This window comes from Chelatococcus asaccharovorans, from assembly GCF_003201475.1.
Lineage (GTDB): Bacteria > Pseudomonadota > Alphaproteobacteria > Rhizobiales > Beijerinckiaceae > Chelatococcus > Chelatococcus asaccharovorans.
The window spans coordinates 469816-494987 of the sequence record NZ_QJJK01000004.1 but is presented as its reverse complement, the minus strand read 5'-3'; the positions used below and the strand labels follow the sequence as shown (position 1 = coordinate 494987).

The following is a 25172-nucleotide window of genomic DNA, read 5'->3' as shown; positions in this document are numbered from 1 at the left end:
GCGGCAAATGCCGCCGGTCGTGCGTGCCCTCCCCCAGGGCTTGCCCGTCATGACAGGCCGGCACGCGCCAGGATGAAGCCGACCCGCTCGGCGACGGGCAGCCGCGGCACCTCGATGAGCGCATAGCCATGGCGAGGGTAGATCCCACGCATGGCCTCGTAGGTCCGCACAGCCTCGCCAAGCGACTGCTTGCGTTCCGTATCGCCCGCATAGATCTCCGGCCACGGCGGACAGATGAACACCGCCTCGGCATAGCGGCACAGGGCGATCGCCCGCGCCACATGATCGGGTACGGGTAGTCCCGACAGCGTGAGATAACCCGCAATATCGGGAAGGCCGCGATCGAAGAAGACCGGGCCTTTCATCCGGGCCGCTTCCACCCGGTAGGACGCCAGGTCAGCCGCCAGCATCATCTCCGCGAAGAGAGCCTTGTCCCGCCACGGCAGCGCCTGCCCGTCGATCGCCACCTGGTCCTGGATGATGCCGCGCCCCGCCTCCGGCACCGTATCGTAGCCGGCGGCCGAGAGAGCGTCGATCAGGGTCGTCTTGCCGGCGCCGGGGCCCCCTGTGATGACGATGAAGCGCTCAGGCATCGGCTTTCAGCCTCAAGCCCGCGATATCGTCGAGGATAGGGCAATCCGGACGCTTGTCGCCATGGCAATGTCCGGCCAGATGCTTGAGCGTGCGATGCATGGCCTCGAGCTCGGTGATCTTGGCTTCGAGCTCGCGCATGTGGCGAAGCGCCATCGCCTTCACATCCGCGCTCGCGCGCGTCTTGTCCCGCCACAGGGCGAGAAGCCCGGCCGTCTCCTCGATGGAGAAGCCGAGGCCCCGGGCGCGCCGCACGAAGCGCAGGGTGTGGACATCGTCATCCCCATAGACGCGATAGCCGCTTTCGGTGCGCTGTGCGGGCCCGATGAGCCCGATGCGCTCGTAATAGCGCAGCATCTTGGCGGAGATGCCGGAAGCGGCCGCCGCTTCACCGATATTCATGCTTCATGCTCCTTCCTTTCGCAGGTGCCGGTCATTCCCGAGGGCCAAGTCACGTCGAACAGGCAAGTCACGTCGAACAGGCGTGTCACTTCGAAGAGGCAAATCATTCTGCGGGGGCCAATCTCGTCCCGGCCGGGCGTGCCGGCGGCGTACCGGCCGGGGGTGAGAAGCGGCGCAGTCTGAGCGCGTTGCTCACGACGCTGACACTCGACAAGGCCATCGCGAGGCCGGCCAGCATGGGCGACAGCAGGATTCCAAACGCGGGGTAGAGAACGCCGGCAGCCACCGGAATGAGAACCGCATTATAGCCGAAGGCCCAGAACAGGTTCTGCGCGATGTTGCGCATGGTCGCCCGGGAGAGCGCGAAGGCGTTGCGCAGGTTGCGCAGATCGCCGGACATCAGCACGACATCGGCGCTTTCAATGGCGATGTCGGTTCCGGTGCCCACCGCGATACCGACGTCGGCCTGGGCGAGCGCAGGGGCATCATTGACACCATCGCCGACAAAAGCAACCCGCTTGCCCCCAGCCTGCAGCCGCTTCACCACCTCGGCCTTGGCCGTCGGCAGCACCTCCGCGATCACCTCATCGACGGGCAGGGCCTTGGCGATGGCTTCGGCGGTGCGCCGGTTGTCGCCTGTCACCATGACGATCCTGAGGCCGAGCGCCCGCAAGGCCTCCAGGGCCTCCGGGGTCGTCTCCTTGAGCGGATCCGCCACGGCGAGGATGGCCGCAAGCCGGCCATCGATCGCGGCATAGACGGGGGACTTGCCCTCGCGTCCCAGCCGCTCGGCCTCGGCGGTGAAAGGCCCGATATCGACGCCGGCGGCCCCCATCATGCCGTCGGAGCCAACCATCACCGTGCGACCACCGACTTCAGCCTTCACGCCACGTCCGGGTTCGCTGACAAACTGCTCCGGTGCGCTCAGCACAAGAGCGCGGCGCCTGGCTTCCGCAACAATCGCCATGCCGGTCGGATGCTCGGAGCGCGCCTCGATGGCCGCGACGGCGGCAAGCACCTCATCCTCCCGATATCCGCCGGCGACGACGATATCCGTCATGGCCGGGGCGCCCTGCGTCAGGGTGCCTGTCTTGTCGATCGCCACGATGCGCGCATCACGCAGGGCCTGCAGGGCCTCGCCGCGGCGGAACAGGATGCCGAGTTCCGCCGCCCGGCCGGTCCCGACGAGGATCGAGGTGGGCGTCGCGAGCCCCATCGCGCAGGGGCAGGCGATGATGAGGACGGCGACCGCGTTGGCGATGGCAAAGCCGAGCGCGGGCGTCGGCCCGAAGACCATCCAGGCGCCGAAGGTCACGAGAGCCGCCGCCATCACCGCCGGTACGAACCACAGCGTCACCGTGTCGACGAGCGCCTGGATAGGGAGCTTGCCACCCTGGGCCGCCTCCACGGTCCGCACGATCTCGGCCACCAGCGTGTCGGCGCCCACGCGCGTGGCGCGAAACTGGAAGCTGCCGTTCCCGTTGACGGTGCCGCCGATCACCTGGTCACCGGCGCCCTTGGCCACGGGCACCGGCTCGCCGGTGATCATCGCTTCATCGACATAGGAAGACCCGGACACGACCTCGCCATCGACAGGCAGGCGCTCGCCAGGGCGGATGACGACGATATCGCCCGGGCGCACCGCCTCGACGGGAATGGCGCGCTCTTCACCGCCGCGGGTGACGCGCGCCGTCTTGGCCTGCAAGCCCATCAGCCGGCGGATGGCATCGCCGGCACGGCCCTTGGCCTTGGCCTCGAAATAGCGGCCGGCCAGGATCAGGGTCACGATGACGGCGCCGGCCTCGAAATAGCTGTAGGCCATGCCCGCAGGCAGGAGGCCGGGCGCAAAGGTCGCCACCAGCGAATAGCCATAGGCGGTGCTGGTCCCCAGCATGACCAGCGAGTTCATGTCGGGTGCTCCACGCAGGAGAGCGGGAAAGCCCTTGGCATAGAATTCCCGGCCCGGCCCGAACTGCACCAGCGTCGCGAGCGCGGCCGCGATGACGCCGAGCGCCGTCACGCCGAAGGTGTCGAGGAGAAAATGATGCCAGCTGTCGACGAGATGGCTGCCCATCTCGATGACAACCAGGGGCACGGTGGCAAGCCCGGCCAGGAGGAGATTGGCGCGCTGGGCCTCCATGGCGGCGGCCTTCGCCGCTTCGGCGCGCGCGTGCGCGCCCGCTTCTGCATTCACGGGCTCCGCGGGGTAGCCGATGGCGGCCGAGGCGGCACGGGCAGCGGCGAGCGTCGCATTGCCACCGGCATAGCTCACATGCGCGCGGCCGGTCGCCAGATTGACGGTGGCATCCCTCACGCCGGGAACGGCCTTGAGCGCCCTCTCCACACGGCCCACGCAGGAGGCGCAGTTCATGCCTGCGATAGAAAGGTCGGCCTCCTCAAGGGCCGGCTTATAGCCCGCAGCCTCGATCGCCGCGAGAACCGGCGCGACATCGCCGGTCGGCGCGAGCGCGACCGTCGCGGTACCCGTCGCCAGATTGACGGCGACATCCGCGACACCGTCGACCTTGCGGATGGCCCGTTCCACGCGGCCGACGCAGGACGCGCAATTCATCCCCGCCACGGCAATGGCGACCTGGCGCGGCGGTGCCGATGTGGTGTGAACATGCTGAGCCATCATTATATCCAACCGTTCATGCCAACCGTTCATGCAATGGCCCTTCACATAATCCTTCCCACTATGGGAAGGTCAAGGGCCTATCGCCCGTCATCATAGCGAGCGCCGCCGTGGCTGCAGGCGCCATGCTCCGCCAGCACCTCGATGACGCGACAATCGGCGATGCGGCCGCCATGGCAGCCGTCTGCCACCCGCTCGAGTTCTTCGGCGAGATCCATGAGCCGGGCGATCTTGGCCCGTACCGCCGCGAGCTGCGCGCGGGCGATCTCATCCGCCTGCTCGCAGGGCGCAGAGGGGTCCGCCGCCAACTTCAAGAGCTCCCGCACGGCCTCGACGGAGAAGCCGAGGTCGCGCGCGTGGAGAATGAACCGCAGGCGGTCGATATGGCTGGCGAGGTAGCGGCGCTGCTTGCCCTCGGTGCGCTCCGGCTCAGGCAACAAGCCGATCTGCTCGTAGAAACGGATGGTTTCCACCTTGCAGCCGGTGGCCTCCGACACCTTGCCGATTGAATAGGCACGTTCAAGGGTCGTGGTGGCCATGGCAGAAACTCCAATCGCCCGCATTTTTGGGCTTGAACCTGTAGTTACTAGAGGAATTATGGTGGCCACCGGATCGAAATTCAATGACCGGTGTCCCTATGAACGCGCAGACGAAACTCCAGTCCCATGAAGGGCATAGCCACGAAGCGGGCTGCAGCTGCGGGCATGGACAATCCGGTCAGGCGCATCACGACCATCATGATCATGCGGCGCACGGCCCGGATGGGCATAGCCACGCGCCCCACGCCCAGGCTTCCCATAGCCATGGCGCGAGCTGCCAGCACGATCACGGCCACGACCACGGCCATGATCACGCTCATGACCACAACCACGCGCACACCGATGCCGCCCACGATCACGCGGCTGCGAAGGAGGCGGACGACGCTCTTGCCGTCACGACGGCTCCGGCGGGCGCGGTCCTGTGGAAAGTCTATGGCATGGACTGCGCGAGCTGTGCCAACACCATCAAGACGGCGCTCGGGCGCCTGCCCGGCACAGACGACATCCGCATCTCCGTCACCAACGAGACACTGGCGCTCAAGCTGGATCGCGGGCTGACGCCGGAGACCGATATCGAGCGCCAGATCAGCCAGCTCGGCTATCGGCCGGAGCGGGTGGACAGGAGCGGTCCGGCCACGCGCCCCGCGGCTGAGGAGCCGGCACGCGCCTGGTGGAGCCAGCCCAAGGGGCGCATTGCCCTCACCGCCGGGTTGCTGGTGGTGCTGGCCTATGGCGCGAGCCTCGTGATCCCGCAGGCTGCCTATCTCATCTTCGTCGCCGCGACCCTGATCGCGGCTGCGCCCATCTCACGGCGCGCGATCGTGGCGGCGATGGCCGGAGCGCCCTTCACCATTGAGATGCTGATGACGATCGCCGTCCTCGGCGCGCTCATCATCGGTGCCGCGGAAGAGGCCGCGATCGTCGTCTTCCTGTTCAGCGTGGGCGAGGTGCTGGAAGGCGTGGCGGCGAGCCGCGCCCGCGCCGGCATCCGCGCCCTGGCGAATCTCGTCCCCCAGACGGCCATGCTCGAAACGGGCGGCGCCCTCAGGGAGGTCCCGGCCGCGAGCCTCATCGTCGGCCAGATCGTGGTCGTCCGGCCCGGCGATCGCGTGCCCGCCGACGGCACGGTGGAGGACGGATTTTCCAGCGTCGACGAGGCGCCGATCACCGGCGAATCCGTGCCCAAGGCGAAGGAGCCGGGGGAGGATGTCTTCGCCGGCTCCATCAACCAGGATGCCGCACTCCGGGTGCGCGTCGAGCGGGCGGCGAACGACAACATGATCGCGCGCATCGTCACCTTGGTGGAAGAGGCGCAGGAGGCCCAGGCCCCCACCGAGCGTTTCATCGATCGCTTCTCGCGGATCTATATGCCGTTCATCGTCGCGCTGTCGGCCCTCGTCGCCGTCGTGCCGCCGCTTGCCTTCGGCGGCGCCTGGGATGAGTGGATCTACAAGGGCCTCACGCTGCTCCTCATCGGCTGCCCCTGCGCGCTCGTCATCTCGGTCCCCGCGGCGATCGCCTCCAGCCTGTCCGCCGGTGCACGCCATGGCCTTCTGATCAAGGGTGGCGTCATCATCGAGAAGCTCGCGGGCATTCGGACCGTTGCCCTCGACAAAACGGGCACCCTGACGGAGGGACGGCCGGAAGTGACCGATGTCATCGCCCTCACGGGTAGCGAGGATGCCCTTCTCGCCATGGCGGCGGCCGTTGAGGCGCATTCCAACCATCCGCTCGCCAAGGCGATCGTCGCCCGCGCGGCGGCGGTCCCCGCGGCGGCTATGCGCGACGCGACCGCCGTGCGCGCGGTTCCAGGCAAGGGTATGGAGGGCCGGGTCGGCACGGCCGCCCTGTTCATCGGCGCCCCGCGTTTCGCCGCCGAGAGGGCCAACCTCGATGCGGTTTCTGAGACGATCGCGCGCCTCGAAAACGACGGCAAGACGACGGTCGTCGTGACGGTCGACGGCGCCGTCGCGGGGGTGATCGCCCTGCGCGATCAACCGCGCCCTGGCGCGGCTGCCGGGATTGCCGCGCTCAAGGAGCTCGGCGTCGGCGCGGTCATGCTCACCGGCGACAACGCCCGCACGGGCGCGGCCATCGGCCAGATGCTCGGCCTCGAGGCGCGCGCGGACATGCTGCCGGCGGACAAGGCTGACGTGATCAAGGCCATGGCGGCGGAAGGGCCGGTCGCCATGGTCGGCGACGGCATCAACGACGCGCCGGCGCTCGCCTCCGCCCAGGTGGGCATCGCCATGGGATCTGGGACGGATGTCGCCCTTGAGGCGGCGGACGCCGCGCTTCTCACGAACGACGTAGCCGGCATCGCCAAGCTCATCGGGCTCGCGCGGGCGACGATGGCGAATATCCGTCAGAACATCGCCATCGCGCTCGGCCTCAAGGCCCTGTTCCTGGTCACCACCATCATCGGCGCGACGGGTCTGTGGATGGCCGTGATCGCCGATACCGGCGGCACGGTCCTGGTGACGCTCAACGCGCTCAGGCTGCTCGGCCATTTCCGCGACCGGAACGGCGACGGCGCCACGACCGTCACGCCTTCGTAGCAACAGCCCCTGCTCTTAACGCTAACCGCGGGGAAACATTGTCCGTTCCCGCATATCCGCTAGAGATAGAGGGCGAAACGGACGATCTCAGGCGACGGGGCGGACAATGAACTTCATTGAGGCAGCACAATCGGGCATCCATAACTACGTCAATTTCGAAGGCCGCGCGCAGCGCTCGGCCTATTGGTATTGGATCCTGTTCACCGTTGTCGTCTATGCCGTCGCCGCCGGGCTCGATCGCATCCTGTTCGAGACCGGTGAGATGGCCGTCACGCCGCTCAACGGCCTTGCCTATCTGGCGCTGTTTCTGCCGACGCTTGCCTTGGCCGTCCGCCGCTTCCACGACATGGACCGGACGGGATGGTGGGTGCTGCTCGGCTTTACCGGCATCGGCGGCCTCATTCTGATCGTCTGGTTCTGCCAGCCGGGCACACGGGGCCCCAACAGGTTTGGCCCCGACCCGCTCGGCGGCGTCTGAGCCGCGTCTTACGCGTTGTCTCACTCATGAAACGGCACGCCAGCCGGATCGCTGGCGTGCCTTTTCTCGTGATCAGGACTTGTAATAGTCGTCGATCAGCTTCTGCTCGGCGGCAGCCGCGATCTTCACCGATTCCAGCGGATCCTGGTTCTGGATGAGCACCCGGTCGATCATATTCGCGAAGTTCTGGAGGTTGGCATCCTCATTCACGAAATCGGTCGTGTGCGCATATTCCAGGCCCTTGAGCATCGGCCCGGTCAGCGGATCGGCCAGGTTCTTGGCGCTGAGGGCCACGCTCGGCTTGGCCGGCAGCTCGCCCGTCTTGTCGAGCCACAGCTGCATCGCGTCATCGGTGGTGATGAAGGCGAGGAACTTGGTCGCCGCGTCCTTTTTCGCGCCGGTGACACCGGACGTGAGGCCGTTGACCCAATAGGATGCGTAGTTGGACTTGATGCCGTTGTGGGTCGGCACTTCCGCCACACCCCACTCGAAGCCGCGCGCCGTCTTGAAGCTGCCGAGGCGGAACGAACCATCGACGGTCAGGCCAGCCTTGCCTGACTTGAAGGCCGCCTGCGTCTCGCCGACGAAGCCCGCCGTCGCCACCTTATGCTTGCGCTGCAGATCCGTGTACCAGGCGAGCGCCGCCGCGCCGTGCTCGTTTCCGTAAGTGACGGTGCGGAAATCATCGCTATAGGGCTTGCCGCCGAACTGCCGGATGAGGATGTCGCGCCACCAGTGATTGTCCTGTGACGGCAGGCCGATCGTTGCACCGGCGGTGATCAGGTTGCCGGACGAATCGTGCTTGGCGACGGCGAGCGCCGTCTTCACATACTCGTCAAGCGTCTTCGGCGGCGCGGCGATGCCTGCGCCCTCGAGAAGCTTCTTGTTGTAGAACATCCCGAGGCTGCGCACCGCGGTCGGGATCGCCCAATAGGCATCATCGCGCTTCATGAGCTGCACGAAGGGGAAGAAGTTCTTGTCGATATCGGCGGCCTTGAACACGTCCGTCGGCAGCGGCTGGATGAGCTTTGCCTTCGAATATTCGCGCATCCAGCCGAAATAGAGCTGGAGCACGGCCGGTCCCTCGCCCGCCGGCACGGCGGCGGCGACCTTCGTGCGATACTGGGCATAGGGGAAATGCGAGTGCTTGACCTTGATGCCGGGATTGGCCGCCTCGAACTGCGCGATGAGGGCATCGATCGCCTCGACGCGTTCCTTGAAGAAATACTGCCAATACTCGATTTCGACAGTCTGGGCGCGCAGCACGGCCGGCGCCGCCACCGCAAAGCCCGTGGCCATCGCGCCCGTCGCGAACACGCGGCGGTTGATCGACAGGCCGCCGCCCTTCCCGCTTTTTCCCGCTCTATCATCGGTCATTATAGTCTCTCCCTTGTTATCGCTTTCGAACGATGGCACTTAATTCATGGAGAATGGATGGCCTGCAGATGAACAAAATTTTGATTTCTGCATCGCCACAATCAAAGTTCGGAGATTACCATGCGGAAGCTCGATCTTGGCGGCGCTACTCTTTTCGCCTTGACCGATGCAGCCCCTCCTCCTGCCGATTGGTCCTATTCTTTTCCAAAGGCGGATGTGAGCCTTAGGCCGGATCTGGCCGCCCGCTGGTTTCCCGATCACCGCTTTCACACCCGCTTCAATGCCTTTGCCTTGAGGATCGCCGACACGGTGGTCCTCATCGATTGCGGCATCGGTGCCGGGCCGGTCGCCTATTTCCCCGGCCTGTCCGGCAGGCTCCTGGCGGAACTCGCCATGGCGGGCATCGCCCCGGACGATGTCGACCTCGTCCTCTTCACCCATTTTCACCTCGACCATGTCGGCTGGGCAAGCGATGCGGAGGGAATCCCGACCTTCCGCAAGGCCCGCTATCTCGCCCCCGTCGCCGAGATGGCCCACTGGCAGGAGGCCGGCGACGCCGCCGCACTGCCGCATCATGTGGCCGCCTATCGCACTCACATCGCGCCACTGATCGCAGCGGGGCGCCTCACGGGCCATTCCACCGAGACGCCCGTGCTGCGCCACGGACCGGCCGAGCTCAACCTTGTGCCGGCGCCCGGCCATACCGAGGGTCACAGCATCGTCACCCTCTCGGGAACCGGGCGTCCCCTGCTCACCGCGGGCGATCTCTGGCACAGCCCCGCCCAGATCGGCGAGCCGCACTGGTGCCACCGGGCCGACCGCGATCCGGCCCAGGCCATCCTCACGCGCACCGGCTTTGCCGCCTTCGCGGCCGTCGAAGCGGCTGTCGTGGCGGCCGGCCATTTTCCCGAGGACCGCTGCTTCGGTGTCATCACCGGCAATGCGGAAGACGGCTTTGACTTCGCGCCGGTGCCCGCCGCCGACGGCGCCATATCCTGAAAGGGTGAGAGCGAGCGCCGTCATCGCGCCCCTCCGCCGTTGGTCGCGCCTGGTCGCGTGCGGATTTCGGCACCGGTTGAGGCCGCGCCCTGGCGGGCCATGCGCAGGCCCTTCGGGACGCGCGCAGCGCGCGGCTGCGGGGTGAGCCCCCGGAACAGCGGCAGCGTCGCCCCACCGAGCGCCGGCGAGGCCCGACCGGCGCTGCCCATCATCACACGCGGCTGCGCCCTGTCCTTGCGCAGGCTCACCGTGGGCAGCAAAGGCTCGAGCGCGGCGATCAGCGCCTTGAGTTCCGGGGGCGGCAAAGGCCCGCCCACAACAATGGTTTCGGGATCGAACAGATTTTCGACCGTCGCGATCGCCATGCGCAGGTATCGGGCCGCGCTCTGCCGCCAGTCGGCGACGATATCCGGCCGTGCCGCAAAGAGGCGCGCCCCCTCCTCGGCCGCGGCATCCGGCGAACCGGCTTCGCTCAGCCGCCGCCGCAGGGCATCGAGCGAGGCATGATCTTCCAGGGTGATCGGTGTCCGGCCATCCTCGGCCAGTCCAATGACCATCCGGCCGATCTCGCCGGCATTACCGAAGGCGCCCGTCGCGGGCTGCCCGTCGACGAAGACGCCGCCGCCGATACCCTCGGCGATATAGAGATAGACGAAGCTGCGCAGGTCGCGGGCCACCCCATGCAGATGCTCGCCAATGGCGGCGGCGGTCGCATCATTGCCGACCAGGACCGGCAACCTGAGGGCCGCGGCATAGACCCCGCTGAAATCGGCCCTTGACCAGGCCGCCATCGAGAGCGGATCCGGCAGGAGATCGATGGGGCCGAAAGGCCCCGGCAAGACGATGCCGACGCCCCACAGCCGCGCCCTGTCGATAGCGGCGGCAGACACCAGGCGCTCGACGAGCTGGCCGGCGGCGCCGATCGCCGTCTCCGGCGTCGCCGTATCGCAGGACAGAACCGTCTCGTCGCGGATCTCCGCGCCGAGATCCGCCAGCACGCCGGTGAGACGGCCGTGCTCGACGTGGATCCCAACGGCAAATCCACCGTCCCGGTTGATGGCGAGATCGATCGGGGGTTGTCCGCGCGCCGACGCCCGACGTCCGACGATCTTCAGGAGCCCTTCACGGCAGAGGTCATCGGCGATGGAGGATAGCGTCTGCGCGGACAGGCCAGTCGTCGCCGCGAGCTCGGCCCGCGATGCCGCACCCTGCCTGCGCAGGGCATCCAAAATGACACGGCGGTTGTGACCACGCCTGTCGAATGGAGCGAGGCCGGAAACGCTCATGCCCGTCATCTCTCCCGCCAGCTCCAGGGCCTTCATGCGCAGCGCATCACGGCTGACACTTGCATAATGGCGCGGCTCACGTATTAAATCAACAATCCTGATTTAATCGGGCTGGACCATGATCGGCGCAGCGGTCGTCCGAGCGACGCGTCATAGGAACGTCATCCGTACGTCGTGGCGACCAGCATGGGGAACAAGCGGAGCGATGCGTATCTATAGCAATCTCACGGTCGAGAAGAAGCAGGCGGTCTGGGCCTGGGCCTTTCTGGCCATTCCCATCGTCTTCTTCTCGCTCATCCGCTTCTATCCGGCCTTCGAATCCTTCGGCATCGCCTTCACCCGCTGGAACCTGCTGTCGCCGCCGGAATTCATCGGTCTCGACAATTTCCGGCAGATGGCACAGGACCCGGTCTTCTGGATCACGTTGAAGAACACCTTCCTCTATCTGATCCTCGGCACCCCGATCAGTCTTCTGATCGCGTTCGTCGTCGCCTATTATCTCGACCAGGTGCGCTTCGGCCACGGCTTCATCCGCGCGCTCTATTTCCTGCCGCATCTCACCACGACGGTGGCGATGGCCTGGGTGTGGCGGTGGTTCTACCAGCCGATGCCGGTCGGGCTCTTCAACAACATGCTCGCCGCCGTCGGCTTCGACGTGCAGCCCTTCCTGCGCTCGACGTCGCAGGCCTTGCCGGCGGTGCTGGCGCCGGCGATCTGGGCCGGGCTCGGCTTCCAGGTGGTGCTGTTCCTGGCCGGTCTCCGGGCAATCCCGTCGAGCTATTACGAGGCCGCACGCATCGACGGCGCCGGCCGCTGGATGATCCTGCGCGAGATCACCCTGCCGCTGCTGCGCCCGACGATCGTCTTCCTGCTGGTGATCTCGTCGATCGGCTTCCTGCGCATCTTCGACCATGTCTACAACATGACGGACAACGGCACCGGCGGTCCCCTGAACTCCACGCGACCGCTGGTGCTGAACATCTACGACACGGCCTTCCGGTCGTTCCAGATGGGCTATGCAGCCGCCCAGACACTCGTGCTGTTCATCATCCTTCTGGTGATCAGCCTGCTGCAGCTACGCCTGATGAGGGGCCGCTCATGACCCACGCCTCGGACACCACCACGCGCGGCTGGTCCCTCGGGCCTGTCATCCATCCCGGCCGCATCGTCGCCTGGACGCTGCTCGCCCTCGGCGCCGTCGTCATGATGGTGCCGCTCGTCTATATGGTGGCGACCTCGTTCAAATATCCGAACGAGGTCTACGAGCTCAACATCATCCCCCATGAGCCGACACTCGATAACTACACCTATATCTTTCAGAACACGCGTTTTGGCATCTGGTTCGTGAATTCTCTGCTCACCAGCTCGCTGGTGACGGTCTCGGTCCTCTTCTTCGACAGCCTCGTCGGCTACACCCTGGCGAAGTTCAAGTTCCGCGGCCGCGAATTCGTCTTCATCGCGATCCTGACCACGCTGATGATCCCGACCGAGATGCTCATCGTGCCCTGGTACATCATGGCCAAGAACTTCGGCTGGCTGAACAGCTACTGGGGCATCATGTTCCCCGGCCTCATCACGGGCTTCGGCGTGTTCCTGATGCGGCAGTTCTTCTCGGGCATTCCCGACGACTACATCCATGCCGCACGCATCGACGGGCTCAATGAGTTCCAGATCTGGTGGAAGGTGGCGATGCCGCTCGTCACCCCGGCGCTGTCGGCGCTCGCCATCTTCACATTTCTCGGCAACTGGACGGCCTTCCTCTGGCCGCTGATCGCCACCAACGACCGCGCGCTCTACACGGTGCCGGTCGGCCTCGCCTCGTTCTCCGGCGAATTCCTGTCCGACTGGGAGCTGATCATGACAGGCGCCACGCTGGCGACGCTGCCCACCTTGATCGTCTTCATCATCTTCCAACGCTACATCATCCGCGGCGTCGTCCTGGCCGGGTTGAAGGGATAATCGTCATGAGCGTTTCGACAGCAACCCCGGCCGCGATAGGGAGCGACGACCGCTTTCCCGCTCCCGTCTATGCCGAAACCGTGCTGGCGCCCGGCTTCATGCATAGTCAGAAGCACCTTGTCGGCCATCTCCTTCGCCTGCACCGCGCCCATGCGACCATGCTCGCCGAGCAGGGGCTCCTCGATGCCGCGCAGGCAACCGCTCTCTTCAAGGCGCTCGACAAGGTGGAAGCCACCTTTGCGCGGATGACCGAGCCGGTGGCCTATACCGGCGAATTCGAGGATCTCTTCTTCTATATCGAAAAGCTGATCGCCGCGGATATCGCGGCGCAGAAGGTCGATCCCGATGTGGCCGGCCGCCTGCACACCGGGCGTTCGCGCAACGACATCGACCACACCTTGTTCAAGATGGCGCTGCGCGAACGGCTCGACACCCTCGGCACGGCGGTGCTCGATCTCGTCGACACCCTCATCACGCGCGCCCGCGCCGATGCCGGCACCATCATCCTGGCCTATACCCACGGCCAGCCCGCGCAGCCCTCGACCTACGGCCATTATCTCGGCGCCGTCATCGAAACGCTGCTGCGCGACTTCAACCGGCTGATGGAAGCGCGCGCGGTGGTCGATCGCTCGCCGCTCGGCGCGGCGGCCATCACGACGACCGGCTTTCCACTCGATCGCCAACGCGTGGCCGACCTCCTCGGCTTTCCCGTCATCCTGCGCAATTCCTACGGCTGCATCGCCGGCGCGGACTACACCGCCGCCACCTACGGCGCCATCAAGCTGATGGCGCTCAGCCTCGGCCGCTTCGCGCAGGACATGGCCTATTGGACGGCCTATGAGATCGGGCAGCTCCGCTTCTCCGACGGTTTCGTCCAGATCTCCTCGATCATGCCGCAGAAGCGCAATCCCGTGCCGGTGGAGCACATGCGCCTCCTCGCCTCGCTCACCGCCGGTCACGCCGATGCGGTGCTGCTCGCCCTCCACAACACGCCGTTCATCGACATGAACGATAACGAACACGAGGTCCACGGCGCGGGCTACGAGGCCTTCGCGACGGCCCATCGCGTCCTTGCGCTGATGGCCGGCGTCGTACGCTCCGCCGCAATCGACGGAAAGCGCGTGCGCGCCAATATCGAGGCCTCCTACGCCACCATCACCGAGCTCGCGGATTCCCTGGTGCGTGAGGAGAACCTGCCCTTCTCCAAGGCCCACCACATCGCTGCCACCCTCGCCCGCCACATGCAGGCCGCGGGAGAGACCTTGTCGACCGTGCCCTACGAGACCTTCGCCCGGATTTTCGCCGAGACGGCGGGACGTGAGCCCATCTTCGACGAGGCAACCTTCCGCCGGGTGACGACGCCGGAGCATTTCGTGGCCGTGCGCAAGCTACCGGGCGGTCCGGCGCCGGAGGCGATGGCCGAGAGCCTGGCCGTTTACACCGGGGAGGCCGCTGACGCGCGGGCCGTCATCGCCGCCCACCGGGCGCGGGATGCAGCGTCCAAGGAACTTCTGGCGGACGCGATGGCGACGCTCATGACCACCGCGACCGGGGCCTGAACCATGGCTGAATTGACCCTGAAGAACGTCGTCAAGCGCTACGGCAACATCGAGATCGTCCATGGCATCAACCTGGACATCAAGGACGGCGAGTTTGTCGTCCTGGTCGGGCCGTCCGGCTGCGGCAAGTCCACCACCCTCAGGATGATCGCCGGGCTCGAGAGCCTGAGTTCGGGCACGATCTCCATCGGCGACCGGGTGGTCAATACGCTGGAGCCCAAGGACCGCAACATCGCGATGGTGTTCCAGAACTATGCGCTCTACCCGCATATGACGGTGTTCCGCAACATCGCCTTCGGCCTCCACGCGGCCAAGCTGCCCAAGGACGCCATCGACAAGAAGGTGCGCGAGGCGGCCAAGCTGCTGGGATTGTCCGAGCTTCTGGAGCGGCGTCCGAACGAATTGTCCGGCGGCCAGCGCCAGCGTGTCGCCATGGGCCGCGCCATCGTCCGCGACCCCACCGTCTTCCTCTTCGACGAGCCCTTGTCCAACCTCGACGCGCAGTTGCGCGGCCAGATGCGCACCGAGATCAAGCGGCTCCACCAGTCGATCGGCACGACGATCGTCTATGTCACGCATGACCAGGTGGAGGCGATGACGCTCGCCGACCGCATCGTCATCATGCGCGACGGCCGGATCGAACAGGTCGGCACGCCGCTCGACGTTTTCCACGCGCCGGTCAGCACCTTCGTGGCCGGCTTCATCGGCACGCCGACCATGAACCTCATCGCGCTGCCGGTCCGCCAGTCCGGAGGGAATGCCACCCTCGCCTTCAGCGACCAGGATGTCCTGCCGCTGTCGACCGAAGTCGTCCGGCGCATCGGCAATCGGGACCGCGTGACGGTGGGCATCCGCCCGGACGATCTCGTGATCACGCCGGCCGACGCCGCTCGCGAACGGCAGGGCACGAGACTGGAGGGCACGGTGGTGGTTGCGGAGCCGCTCGGCGTCACCACGCAGGTGATCGCCCGGGTCGGGGATCACGAACTGGTCGGCATGGCGGATGGGCGCTTCGTGCCGCAGGCAGGCGCGCCTGTCGCGCTGACCTGCGACGTCGCACGGCTCCACCTGTTCGACCCCGAGACGCAGAGATCGCTTGCGAGCTAGGGCTTATCGCGCGAAGTGAACACGGGTTCGCGTCGGCGTTGTCGGAGTCTCACGGTCATTTCCAGGGCGTCGCGTCAGCGACGAGCCCGGAATGACGACGGAGGTTCCCTCATAAAATCAGCACACTCCAGCGTCGCAAGGGCGATCAGCCCTTTTTGCGCAGCCGCAGCACCTTGAAGAAGCCGAGGGGGAAGGCCGATGTCAGCGAAAGCACCTCGACATCGTTGCGTGCCTTCGCCCAGTCCTCGATACGGCGGGCCTTGAAGGCCGAGCTCCAGCCGAGGCGGCTCGCCAGCGGGGCAACCGCTTCCTCGACCCTCGCGACCGGACCGTCGGGCACGCCGAAATGGTTGGCGAGCACGATCTCGCCACCGGGACGCAGCACGCGCAGCATCTCGTCGAGCGCCGCCTCCGGATGCGGCACGAGGGTGATGAGGAACTGCGCGACCACGGCATCGAAGGTGGCATCGGCGAAGCCGAGGCGGCAGGCGTCCATCACCGCCAAGAGCTTCACGTGGCTCCAGTGGTTCTTCTTCGCCTTCTCGACTGCGCGCTTGAGCATATGGGCGGACAGGTCGACGCCCGTGACGCGCGCATTGACCGGGTAGTCGCCAAGCGAGAGCCCCGTGCCGACGCCAACTTCGAGAATGTCGCGCCCGCAGGCAAGCGCGGCATTGACGGCGTCGCGCCGCGCAGGCGCGGTGATGCCGTCATAGACGAGGTCGTAGACGGGGGCCCACCGCGCATAGGCCTTGCGCATGAGGGTCATGTCGGGCTGAACGTACCGCGCCTCTGCCATGCTGGTCGTCTCTTCCGTCGTTTATGGCAAGGAACGCGCCGGCAAGACGCCGGTTCGCGACATCATCCCGGCCGGACGGCCGAGGCGTGTGGATTGCGGCCGGGCGGCCGCGCGAATGGTGCCTCCACCGAGGACACGGGCGTCGGGGCCCGCGCTGTCGTAGAGCACACAGGCCTGGCCGGGGGCAACCCCCTCCTCCGGATCGAGCAGGGTGACCTCCGCGCCGTCCAATGTCGCGCGCAGCAGGGCTGGCCGCGGCTTGCGCGTCGAGCGCACGCGTGCCGCCACCTCGTAGACGGCGTCGCCCTCGAGGGGCTGATCACCAAGCCAGTTCACCGCATTCAGGCTGATCGTCCGTGTCGCCAAGAGCTCACGGGGGCCGACGATGACCTCGCCGCGTTCGGCATCGAGCTTGATGACATAGAGCGGCTCGCCGACAGACAGGCCAAGCCCGCGCCTCTGGCCGACGGTATAGTGAACGATACCGTTGTGGCGGCCGAGCACGCGCCCGTTGTGGTCCACGATGTCACCAGGTGTCACCGCTCCCGGCTTCAGGCGCTCGATGACCTCGGTGTAACGGCCGCTCGGCACGAAGCAGATATCCTGACTGTCCGGCTTTTCCGCGATGGCGAGCCCGAACTGATGCGCCAGCTTGCGCACATCGGGCTTGAGCATGTCACCGAGGGGAAAGCGCAGGAAATCGAGCTGCTCCTGGGTCGTGGCGTAGAGAAAATAGCTCTGGTCGCGGTCGGGATCGGCGGCGCGATAGAGCCCGCGCCCGCCCTGCGGCATCGGCCGGGTCACGACATAATGCCCCGTTGCCAGCACGTCGGCACCGAGGTCACGGGCGGTCTCGAGCAGTTCGGCAAATTTGATCGAGCGGTTGCACTCGACACACGGGATAGGGGTTTCGCCGGCCAGATAACTCTCTGCGAAACGGGCCATCACCTCGTCGCGAAAGCGGCTCTCGTAGTCCAGCACATAATGCGGGATATCCAGCCGCTCAGCGACACGCCGCGCATCGTGGATATCCTGGCCGGCACAGCATGCGCCACGACGGTGGGTGGCTTCCCCATGGTCATAGAGCTGCAGCGTGATGCCAATGACCTCATAGCCCTGGCTCTTCAGCAGCGCAGCTACCACCGATGAATCCACACCACCCGACATCGCGACCACGACGCGCGTATCGGCAGGGGTCTTCGGCAGATCGAGACTATTCACCATGTCTTGCCTTCAGCAGCGGCTCACGGTCGTCAGGCCGCCCGCCTCGCCCCTGCTTATCACATCTCGACCGGTCGTCCGCAACGGCAAGATGGCAGCCACCGCTATCGACCGGCCTTCGATGCCGTCGTAAAGGGCACGAAGTTCAACGCGCCCCGTCACCGGAACCGCTGGCACCGAACCCCGCGCATCTCGCACCCGGTGTCTATAAGCGGCATCCGCCTGGGTTTCCAGACCCGCGACCTGTCGGTGGCCATTTCTTCGCGGCCAATTCTTCGATGCCATGCGGCGTTGCAAAATGGCCGGTCGCGACTTCGGCAGGGCATTGGCAGGTCTCCCCATTGGCAGGTCTCCCCAACAGGGTGGACTCTGTCAGAGTCAAGCCCCTAGCGGGTTGCAGCGCGTTGCGAGCGCATGACCTTGGCACGACGAGACATCGGCGCAATGATATGGATCAATAGCCGTCCTGCCGAAATCCCGCCGCAAGTTCCGGGAACAATTATGCCTTTAGTCAAATCTTAAGCGCAGCGCTGTAGTGTTGGGGATAACAAGGGTTAGTCGATTATTGTGAGCGTATCATGACCGAACCCCACCGCCCGAGGGTGAAATACGTCATCGGGCCCGATGGCAGTCCTTTGACGATCGCGGATCTCCCGCCTTCGAATACGAAGCGATGGGTCATCCGTCGCAAAGCCGAAGTCGTCGCTGCTGTGCGAGGCGGACTCCTCAGCCTCGATGAAGCGTGCCAGCGTTATACGCTGACTGTCGAGGAATTCCTGGGCTGGCAGGAATCCATCGATCGCCATGGCTTGGCCGGCTTGCGGACCACGCGCATCCAGCATTATCGCCAATAGAACGGCCCTCTTCCCCTGCCATCGTCTCGGAAAGAGCCAGCGAACCACCCAAGCGATTCGCATATCTGAAGCTACCGGATGGCTCACCGCACCGCAAGGAACTCCCCGCGGTGCAGAGCAGGAAAATATCGACCGCGCCGGGTCAGGCCGCGGCGCGGTCGACCTTCGGCCCGCGCGCTTCCCCTAGAGCAAGTCCGTCTTTTGCGGACTTGGGTTGATCAAAAATTAACTATTAAATTCAACGGCTTAAATTGTATCAGATGATTCCATTGAAGCCGGATTTGCTCTAGGGGTAGCCGGGTCTGGCCCTGTTAACCAAACCCTAACCATGACCGTCGATTGTCATCGCTCGATGTGAACGAGAGCGTGACGGGAGTGTGTCGGTGCCATTGGCGTCAGTGGGGTCATCATGGGGCGCGGCCGCAAGCCACGGCCGATTGAGCGTAACACCGTCCGAACCGGCTCGTGCGGGCCGGCACGCGGACCATCCTTTCGTCGGCGCCACGGTCGCCGAGGTCGAACGAGGGCTGATCCTCGCCACGCTGAACCACTGCGGTGGCAACCGCACCTCGGCTGCCAAGATCCTCGGGATTTCGCTGCGCAGCCTGCACAACAAGCTGACAAGCTATAGCGCAGCCGGAATGGCTATTCCCGCACCCGGCCCGCGCTGAGGCGCATGTCCGAAAGTTCCGCCGAACGCCGAAGGCGCCGACCCTCGTCCGGCTACCTCTTGCGCAGCCAGAGGCTGGTCTCGCGGGCTCCCTGTTGTAGCGGCAGGCGCGCAATGACACCCTCACCCAAGCGCGCCGCCATACGCGTTGCCACATAGTGGCTCGCGAACAGCAGTTCATACCCCCCGCCCTGCATCAGGGCCCCCACAACAAGTTGCTCGTTGTAGCCGCGCCAGGCCCATTCCGCCGGATAGGCATCCGGCAGCAGGATGTCGTGGATATGCACGATGACGCCGGAGGCGAGGCGCGGCAGGATATCCATGACCAGGCGGTCGACATCGCCCCCCGGCATGGCCACGTGGCTGGAATCGATGAAGAGAATGTCGCCGGCTTCAAGGCCGGTGATCTCGCTCGGATCGACCTCCTCCACCACGCGCGGACGATGGAGGATCGGCAAGGCCCTGATGCTCGCCCGCGGTGCGGGGTCGATGGCAGTGATCCGCGTCGGCAAGCCACCGTCGCCGACCGCGCGCGCCAGGAAACGCGTCGAATGCCCCGAACCGATCTCGATGATCCGCGCCGGTTTGAGGCTCAGCACGAGCGCATAGGCCGCCGCGGCATCGAGGCGCGGGAACCACATCTGCCGCCAACGCAGGCCCTCGCCTTCGGCGGGAATGGCAGCGAGTGCCGCAGCATGGCGCTCGATGTCGCGCAGCACGACCTCGAATTGCCCCGCCGCCGCCGTGAAAAGCGGCTCAAGCGCGGCATAACCCTCAAGACGCGCCGGCCGCGCATAGCGATAAGGGATGAAATACCCCCTGCGCGCCACCCCCGTCAGGGTCAAAAAGCCGAGCCCGAAGCGCCGGAATTGCGCGCGCACGGTGATCGATCAAGCCCGGTCGACAGGACTGCGCGCCAAACGATCCTGGATTGTTTTCGCCAGCCGCGACCGCTCGAAGAGGATCACCACCACCGTCGAGAATGCCAGGGGCACGAGGAGATAAAGCAAGCGGAACACAAGAAGGGCCGCCAGCACATCCGTCTGGTTCATCTCGGGCATCGCACTGATGAAGACGAACTCCAACACGCCGAGCCCGCCAGGTGCATGCGAGATGAGTGCGGCGGAGAACGAGGCCAGAAAGACGCCCAGGACGATGAAGAACCCGGGATTGCCGGCCTCCGGCAGGGCGAAATAGATGATGCCGGCCGCGCCGATCAGCTCGAGCGGGGCCGCGAACAACTGGCGCATCGTGATCTTGAGGCGCGGATAATAGATCGAGAACTGGCCGATCTTGACCGGCTTGAACTCCTTCCACGATCCGAGCACATAGAGGGCCACCAGCACGAGCATGCCGACGCCGATCAGGCGCGCGGTCCAGACCGGCACATCGAACAGCCTGAGCACCACGTCCGGCTCCCCCACGAGGACGAGGCCGCCGAGCAGAACCGTGCCGAGCACGAAGGTGAAGGAGCAGAGCGCGACGAGTACGCCGATCTCGGCGACGGACAGCCCCATCGTGCCATAGGCGCGGAAGCGCACCATGGCTCCGGAAAGCACCGAGGCGCCAATATTGTGCGAAAGGGCGTAGGTGGTGAAGGAAACGAGGGAGATCACAAGCCACGACAGCTTGCGCCCGAGATGCAGCAAGGCAATCCGATCGTACCAGGCGAGCGCGCCGTAAGCCAAGAAGGTTGCCATCACCGCGAGGGCCCAGCGATGGAACGGAATCGCCGCGACGCTCGCCATGACCTCGCTGGCCGAGATGTCCTTCAACTCCCGGTAGAGGAGCCAAAACGAAAACACGACCGCCAGCAGGCCGATCACCGGCCAGACATACTCAAGCGTCTTCTTCATGGAACGAGATGCCAGCTTTCTGTCCCCTGCGTCAGCCGGTGCTGTCATGTCATTCCATGCCCAACGCCGCACATATCCTGGCATCTGTGCCCGAGCCGATGCGCCCCCGCAAGCGGTTCTTACGCCGCAGCCTTCAAAAAAGAAATCAGCATTGCGTGCCAATGTGGCCGTTCACTCCGCGCCGACGGATCGTCGTCCGGATCCGACCACCCCGTAGCGGATGGTCTGCTGGATCTGAACCTGCGGCGCAGCCGCCCGGAACACAGGCCGCTCGATGGCGATCTGTGCCAGAACGTCAGTCAGGATCAGAAGCTGACGGTCGAGCTCGCCGTGAACGTTTTCGCTTCAAAGAGCGCTTGATCGCGCGATGGTTCTGCAGGGCGAAACCGGACCTGTTCGCGGTCCTCCAGCTGCTCCGCTTTGGTGAGATCAGCCGCCGCAGCGTCCATGTCGGATTTTGCTTCGCTGAGCTGCTCAAGCAACTCGTCTGCGGAGCGACGAAGATTGTCACGGCGCTGAGCGGCGGCCTTCGCGTAGGTCGGATAGGCGAAGTGGCTCTGGTCGGTGATCCCCGCCCGGTTCTCCTCGCTCGCGATCTCGCGGTCGAGATCAGATGCGACGCGCGTAAATTCGGCGATCATCATCTCGATCTGCGTGACGCGCCGACGCTTTTCATCGACTTGGAAGCGCTTGAGGCGCACCAGGCTTTCCCGCGGTTTCATTGCCGAAAGACTCCTTGAACACGCATACCATGCACCCGCGGCGCGCCCCAGCGCACCGAGAGTGGCAACCATCAGCATTACTCAAGGAAGTTGATTGAATGTTACCTCAGAACCCGGCAGCGCGCTTTCCTTGCCGCCAAGTGCCTGAGATTCGAAAATAACCGCCGGCGTGGGCGTCCAACCCGTGGTCCCCGGCTCCCGTGCGCGACAGCCGTTGTAGGAGGAGCACACCGCCGTGCAAGCGCGTCGCCTCAGCTTCCATCAATCCCGGGCATCGCGCTATGGTCAGGGGTCGGTCCCCAATTTTTTTGCCTCGATTAGCTCGTGTTCACTTTTCTTGCCCTGTCGTCAACCTTTCATTTACCTGCATCGTTAAGAGTATTCTCAGCGTTCGAGATGCCGTGAAGCGGTATGATGAGCGAACCGCTTGAGTCACTTAGTCCAATTTCTTCAACCATGGCGCGAACCCGATGCAGCCCCAAAACGAGCTCAACATCAACGTTCTGCATTGGTTAATGGAAGTTTCGGCTGATGGTGCTTGCGCGATGGAATTAGGTTTTGTTATCCATTTACGAGTAGCGTCGCGAGTCGGATTAAAGTGGGAGATTGGGCGTGCACTCCGCCCTGTTCCGGGAGCTGCGTTAACGCATCGGGACTTGGCCGGTGAGGCCGGTGGAGCGAGGTTGGGGATCTGACAATGCGCGTACTGCTTATCGAAGATGACAGCGCTACGGCGCAGAGCATTGAGTTGATGCTCAAGTCTGAAAATTTTAACGTCTATACGACCGATCTCGGCGAAGAAGGCGTCGATCTCGGCAAGCTGTATGACTATGATATCATCCTTCTGGATCTCAACCTGCCCGACATGTCGGGCTACGAGGTCCTGCGCAGCCTGCGTGTCGCGAAAGTCAAAACGCCGATCCTCATCCTGTCGGGTCTTGCAGGCATCGAGGACAAGGTGAAGGGTCTCGGCTTTGGAGCCGACGACTATCTGACCAAGCCTTTCCATAAGGACGAGCTCGTTGCGCGTATCCACGCGATCGTCCGGCGTTCGAAAGGGCATGCCCAGTCGGTCATCAATACGGGTGACCTGGTGGTCAACCTGGACACCAAAACCGTCGAGGTGGGTCAGAACCGTGTTCACCTGACCGGCAAAGAGTACCAGATGCTCGAGCTGCTCAGCCTTCGCAAGGGGACCACGCTCACCAAGGAGATGTTCCTCAATCATCTCTACGGCGGCATGGACGAGCCGGAGCTTAAGATCATCGACGTGTTCATTTGCAAGCTCCGCAAGAAGCTGGCAAACGCGTCGAGCGGCAAGAACTACATCGAAACCGTCTGGGGACGCGGCTATGTCTTGCGCGAACCCAACGAGGTCGAAGAGCGCCTTGCGGTGTGATTGAGGCATTCGTCCCGAATGCCTCGGTCTGTCCTTGGATCTCTTGTCGATCGATCCCAAAATTTTCGGAAAGCACGACGGATCAGCGATATCATGTTCGGCAGCCTGCCGAGGCGTGGTCGCCGTGTTGCGCGCGGTCGTGTGAAATTCCGGCCTTGTACGCGTCATACCCTTGTCCAGCCCCGCCTCCGGCGGGGCTTTTTATTTTGGGCTGTCCCGATCACACCGTGAGATACGATTGCAGCCAACGTGGCTGTAGGCTCCCTTGAAATCAGGACAGGCCACGACTGTCTCCGTGAGGCCCACGGGTGTTTCCACCCCGCCAAGGATAAGCCTGCCATCATGGGCGAGCCGCGCGGCCACACGCTCGAGCACGTCGCGCTTGGTTTCATCATCGAAATATATCAGGACGTTGCGGCAGAGGATGAGATCAAATATCCCGAGCCCGCTGAAATCATCCATCAGGTTGACGCGCGCGAAACTGACCATCCTCCTCAACGCGGCGCTGATCTGCCACAGGTCGCCCGCCTGGGTGAAATGCGTGAGCAGCAATTGGATAGGCAAGCCGCGCTGCACCTCGAAATGCGTGTAGAGCCCGAGGCGCCCCCGCTCCAGCGCGACGTCCGACAGATCCGTGGAAAGAATGTCCACCGTCCAGCCGGCAAGGCTCGGCGCCATGCCGGCGAGTATCATGGCGATCGAGTAGGCCTCCTGGCCGGTGGATGCGGCCGCCGACCAGATTCGCAGGCGCCGGCTGGCCGCGCGCGCCTCGAGAAGCCGCGGTAGCGCGATGTCCTGGATCTGGGCAAAGATGGCCTTGTCACGGAAGAAGAACGTCTCCTGCGTCACCATCGCCTCGACCACCGCGGCCTCGATCTCGGGAACGGCGCCACTGCGCAGGATAGCGATGAGTTCCCCCGGATCGCTCAGTCCGAAGCGCCTGCAAACTGCGGGAAGGCGGCTCTCGACAAGGTAAAGGCCGTCGCTGTTCAAGGCGAGGCCCGACCGCGCCCGCAGGAAGGCGCTGAGAAACCGATGGTCTGTTTCAGTCATTGGGCATGACATCCGGCCAATACCCGCGCGCGACCGCCGCGATCCGGTCGAGCGGGACGACCGCGGAGGCAAGACCCGCCCTGGCCACGCTGCCCGGCATGCCCCATACGGTGCTCGTCGCTTCATCCTGCACCAGGATGGGAGCCCCGGCCGCCGACAAGGCGGTTGCCCCGCCGAGGCCGTCTTGGCCCATCCCGGTGAGAATGATCGCAAGAACCGCGCTGCCGTAGACCTCGGCCGCGTCCCCGAGCAGAAGATCAGCCGAAGGCTTGCAGGAATTGACGGGGGGGCTGTCATCGAGCCAGGCCACGATGGTCTCTCCCGCCTTCCGCAACCGCAGATGCCGGTGTCCGGGCGCCACATAGATCGCGCCGGGGCGGATCTGGTCGCCATCGGCCACCTCGGCCGCCTTGCAGCCGCAGAGCGCGCCAATCTGGTTGGCCAGCCCGTCGATCAGGATCGCCGGCATATGCTGGAGAATGATGATCGGCACGCTGGCCACGAGCGCCGGACCAAGGTCCCGCATCACGACCGCGAGTGCCTGCGGCCCTCCGGTCGAGGCGCCGATAACGATGCATCGCGGACAACAGCCTGGCTCGGGGCGCCGCACATTGGGGATGACCATGCTCAAGCGCCCATGGGGTCGCGTGGCCACCTCCCTGATCTTTCCAAGAAGCGCATCGACGAAGGTATCACGCGCTTCCCGCACCCCCTTCCCTCGCGCCCGGAGCGGCAGGACGATGTCGGCGGCGGCCCCCCGTGACAGGCAGCGCAGGCTGAGATCCACGCTTTGTGGCGTATCGACCGTCATGACGATCACGGCGACGGCGGGCTTCACGGCCAGGATGAGCTGGAGCGCCGCCATGCCGTCAAACGTGCCGCTCGTCACATCAAGAAGCACGACATCCGGATCGATCCGGTCGATGTCGTCGAGGACGCCACTGATGGTCGGAAACGCCGCCACAACATCCACCGTCTGGCGCATGCGCCCAACGGCCGCGGCGTCGAACACCGACGTCGCACCGACGACCATGACCCGGACCGCGCCTTCCGGCTTTCGCTGACTGGCCGGCAATCCCCCCTCCGCAATGCGCCGCGGGCTGCCAAT

The 25172-nt window shown here is 65.1% G+C and carries 24 protein-coding genes; 10 read left to right on the top strand and 14 right to left on the bottom strand.

Features of this window, described 5'->3' with window-relative positions; translation table 11 throughout:
* Positions 1–47: 47 nt before the first annotated feature.
* From C7450_RS12205 to C7450_RS34510, 5 genes are all read right to left on the bottom strand, one after another.
* Complete coding sequence (locus C7450_RS12205) at positions 48–593, bottom strand: AAA family ATPase (RefSeq protein WP_110374699.1); 546 nt, start codon at positions 591–593, stop codon at positions 48–50.
* Positions 586–993: a Cu(I)-responsive transcriptional regulator gene (gene cueR, locus C7450_RS12200; RefSeq protein WP_110374698.1), complete on the bottom strand. Its 408-nt coding sequence runs from the start codon at positions 991–993 to the stop codon at positions 586–588. The genes C7450_RS12205 and cueR overlap by 8 nt, the downstream gene beginning before the upstream one ends.
* 103 nt (positions 994–1096) lie before the next feature.
* Positions 1097–3628 carry a heavy metal translocating P-type ATPase gene (locus C7450_RS12195; RefSeq protein ID WP_110374697.1) on the bottom strand — a complete coding sequence of 844 codons (2532 nt, stop codon included), beginning with the start codon at positions 3626–3628 and terminating at the stop codon, positions 1097–1099.
* 80 nt (positions 3629–3708) lie between these two features.
* On the bottom strand, positions 3709–4167 hold the full coding sequence (locus C7450_RS12190) for a MerR family transcriptional regulator (RefSeq protein ID WP_110374696.1): 459 nt from the start codon (positions 4165–4167) through the stop codon (positions 3709–3711).
* 80 nt (positions 4168–4247) lie between these two features.
* Complete coding sequence (locus tag C7450_RS34510) at positions 4248–4487, bottom strand: hypothetical protein (RefSeq protein WP_245449639.1); 240 nt, start codon at positions 4485–4487, stop codon at positions 4248–4250.
* A 117-nt stretch (positions 4488–4604) separates the two neighbouring features.
* On the opposite strand from C7450_RS34510, the gene C7450_RS12185 reads away from it, so the two are divergent.
* Both C7450_RS12185 and C7450_RS12180 read left to right on the top strand, forming a co-directional pair.
* Positions 4605–6725 carry a heavy metal translocating P-type ATPase gene (locus C7450_RS12185; RefSeq protein WP_245449637.1) on the top strand — a complete coding sequence of 707 codons (2121 nt, stop codon included), beginning with the start codon at positions 4605–4607 and terminating at the stop codon, positions 6723–6725.
* A gap of 106 nt (positions 6726–6831) precedes the next feature.
* The gene (locus C7450_RS12180) at positions 6832–7203 is read left to right on the top strand and encodes a DUF805 domain-containing protein (protein ID WP_110374694.1); all 372 of its coding nucleotides are present in this window, start codon (positions 6832–6834) and stop codon (positions 7201–7203) included.
* 72 nt (positions 7204–7275) lie between these two features.
* On the opposite strand, the gene C7450_RS12175 is transcribed toward C7450_RS12180, so the two are convergent.
* Entirely contained in the window at positions 7276–8580 is a 1305-nt protein-coding gene (locus C7450_RS12175; RefSeq protein ID WP_110374693.1) for an extracellular solute-binding protein, read from the bottom strand.
* A gap of 120 nt (positions 8581–8700) precedes the next feature.
* Between C7450_RS12175 and C7450_RS12170 the strand changes: the two genes are divergently transcribed.
* Positions 8701–9579, top strand: a complete 879-nt coding sequence (locus tag C7450_RS12170) for an MBL fold metallo-hydrolase (RefSeq protein ID WP_110374692.1) — start codon at positions 8701–8703, stop codon at positions 9577–9579.
* 20 nt (positions 9580–9599) lie between these two features.
* Here the strand turns inward: C7450_RS12170 and C7450_RS12165 are convergent, their stop codons facing one another.
* Entirely contained in the window at positions 9600–10901 is a 1302-nt protein-coding gene (locus C7450_RS12165; protein ID WP_110374691.1) for an ROK family transcriptional regulator, read from the bottom strand.
* Between the two features lie 169 nt (positions 10902–11070).
* On the opposite strand from C7450_RS12165, the gene C7450_RS12160 reads away from it, so the two are divergent.
* The 4 genes from C7450_RS12160 to C7450_RS12145 are packed head-to-tail and all read left to right on the top strand — an operon-like array spanning position 11071 to position 15490.
* Positions 11071–11967, top strand: a complete 897-nt coding sequence (locus C7450_RS12160; protein ID WP_110374690.1) for a carbohydrate ABC transporter permease — start codon at positions 11071–11073, stop codon at positions 11965–11967.
* On the top strand, positions 11964–12824 hold the full coding sequence (locus C7450_RS12155) for a carbohydrate ABC transporter permease (RefSeq protein ID WP_110374689.1): 861 nt from the start codon (positions 11964–11966) through the stop codon (positions 12822–12824). The genes C7450_RS12160 and C7450_RS12155 overlap by 4 nt, the downstream gene beginning before the upstream one ends.
* A 5-nt stretch (positions 12825–12829) precedes the next feature.
* The gene (gene argH / locus C7450_RS12150) at positions 12830–14383 is read left to right on the top strand and encodes an argininosuccinate lyase (protein ID WP_110374688.1); all 1554 of its coding nucleotides are present in this window, start codon (positions 12830–12832) and stop codon (positions 14381–14383) included.
* A 3-nt stretch (positions 14384–14386) separates the two neighbouring features.
* On the top strand, positions 14387–15490 hold the full coding sequence (locus C7450_RS12145) for an ABC transporter ATP-binding protein (protein ID WP_110374687.1): 1104 nt from the start codon (positions 14387–14389) through the stop codon (positions 15488–15490).
* Between the two features lie 145 nt (positions 15491–15635).
* Here the strand turns inward: C7450_RS12145 and C7450_RS12140 are convergent, their stop codons facing one another.
* Entirely contained in the window at positions 15636–16289 is a 654-nt protein-coding gene (locus tag C7450_RS12140; RefSeq protein WP_110374686.1) for a class I SAM-dependent methyltransferase, read from the bottom strand.
* Positions 16290–16310: 21 nt separating this feature from the next.
* Positions 16311–17510, bottom strand: coding sequence for a tRNA 2-thiouridine(34) synthase MnmA (gene mnmA / locus C7450_RS12135; protein WP_110374748.1), 1200 nt, complete (start codon positions 17508–17510; stop codon positions 16311–16313).
* Between the two features lie 578 nt (positions 17511–18088).
* On the opposite strand from mnmA, the gene sciP reads away from it, so the two are divergent.
* A complete protein-coding gene (gene sciP, locus C7450_RS12130; RefSeq protein ID WP_110374685.1) occupies positions 18089–18364 on the top strand; it encodes a CtrA inhibitor SciP in 276 nt (91 codons plus the stop codon).
* A gap of 383 nt (positions 18365–18747) precedes the next feature.
* Positions 18748–19035, top strand: a complete 288-nt coding sequence (locus C7450_RS35090; protein ID WP_425351183.1) for a helix-turn-helix domain-containing protein — start codon at positions 18748–18750, stop codon at positions 19033–19035.
* Between the two features lie 52 nt (positions 19036–19087).
* Here C7450_RS35090 and C7450_RS12120 read toward each other — a convergent pair whose 3' ends face one another.
* The 3 genes from C7450_RS12120 to C7450_RS12110 form a co-directional block, all read right to left on the bottom strand.
* Positions 19088–19915 (bottom strand): class I SAM-dependent methyltransferase, encoded by an 828-nt coding sequence (locus tag C7450_RS12120; protein ID WP_210206433.1) that lies wholly within the window; start codon positions 19913–19915, stop codon positions 19088–19090.
* Positions 19916–19924: 9 nt separating this feature from the next.
* Positions 19925–20890, bottom strand: a complete 966-nt coding sequence (locus C7450_RS12115) for a lysylphosphatidylglycerol synthase domain-containing protein (protein WP_110374683.1) — start codon at positions 20888–20890, stop codon at positions 19925–19927.
* Between the two features lie 305 nt (positions 20891–21195).
* Positions 21196–21612, bottom strand: coding sequence for a flagellar export protein FliJ (locus C7450_RS12110; protein WP_110374682.1), 417 nt, complete (start codon positions 21610–21612; stop codon positions 21196–21198).
* Positions 21613–22309: 697 nt separating this feature from the next.
* On the opposite strand from C7450_RS12110, the gene ctrA reads away from it, so the two are divergent.
* Complete coding sequence (ctrA, locus tag C7450_RS12105) at positions 22310–23011, top strand: response regulator transcription factor CtrA (RefSeq protein ID WP_110374681.1); 702 nt, start codon at positions 22310–22312, stop codon at positions 23009–23011.
* A 201-nt stretch (positions 23012–23212) separates the two neighbouring features.
* On the opposite strand, the gene C7450_RS12100 is transcribed toward ctrA, so the two are convergent.
* Together C7450_RS12100 and C7450_RS12095 are read right to left on the bottom strand one after the other, a co-directional pair.
* Positions 23213–24064 carry a CheR family methyltransferase gene (locus C7450_RS12100; protein ID WP_170147214.1) on the bottom strand — a complete coding sequence of 284 codons (852 nt, stop codon included), beginning with the start codon at positions 24062–24064 and terminating at the stop codon, positions 23213–23215.
* Positions 24057–25139, bottom strand: coding sequence for a chemotaxis protein CheB (locus C7450_RS12095; RefSeq protein ID WP_146227334.1), 1083 nt, complete (start codon positions 25137–25139; stop codon positions 24057–24059). Before C7450_RS12095 ends, C7450_RS12100 begins: the two co-directional genes overlap by 8 nt.
* Between the last annotated feature and the right edge of the window lie 33 nt (positions 25140–25172).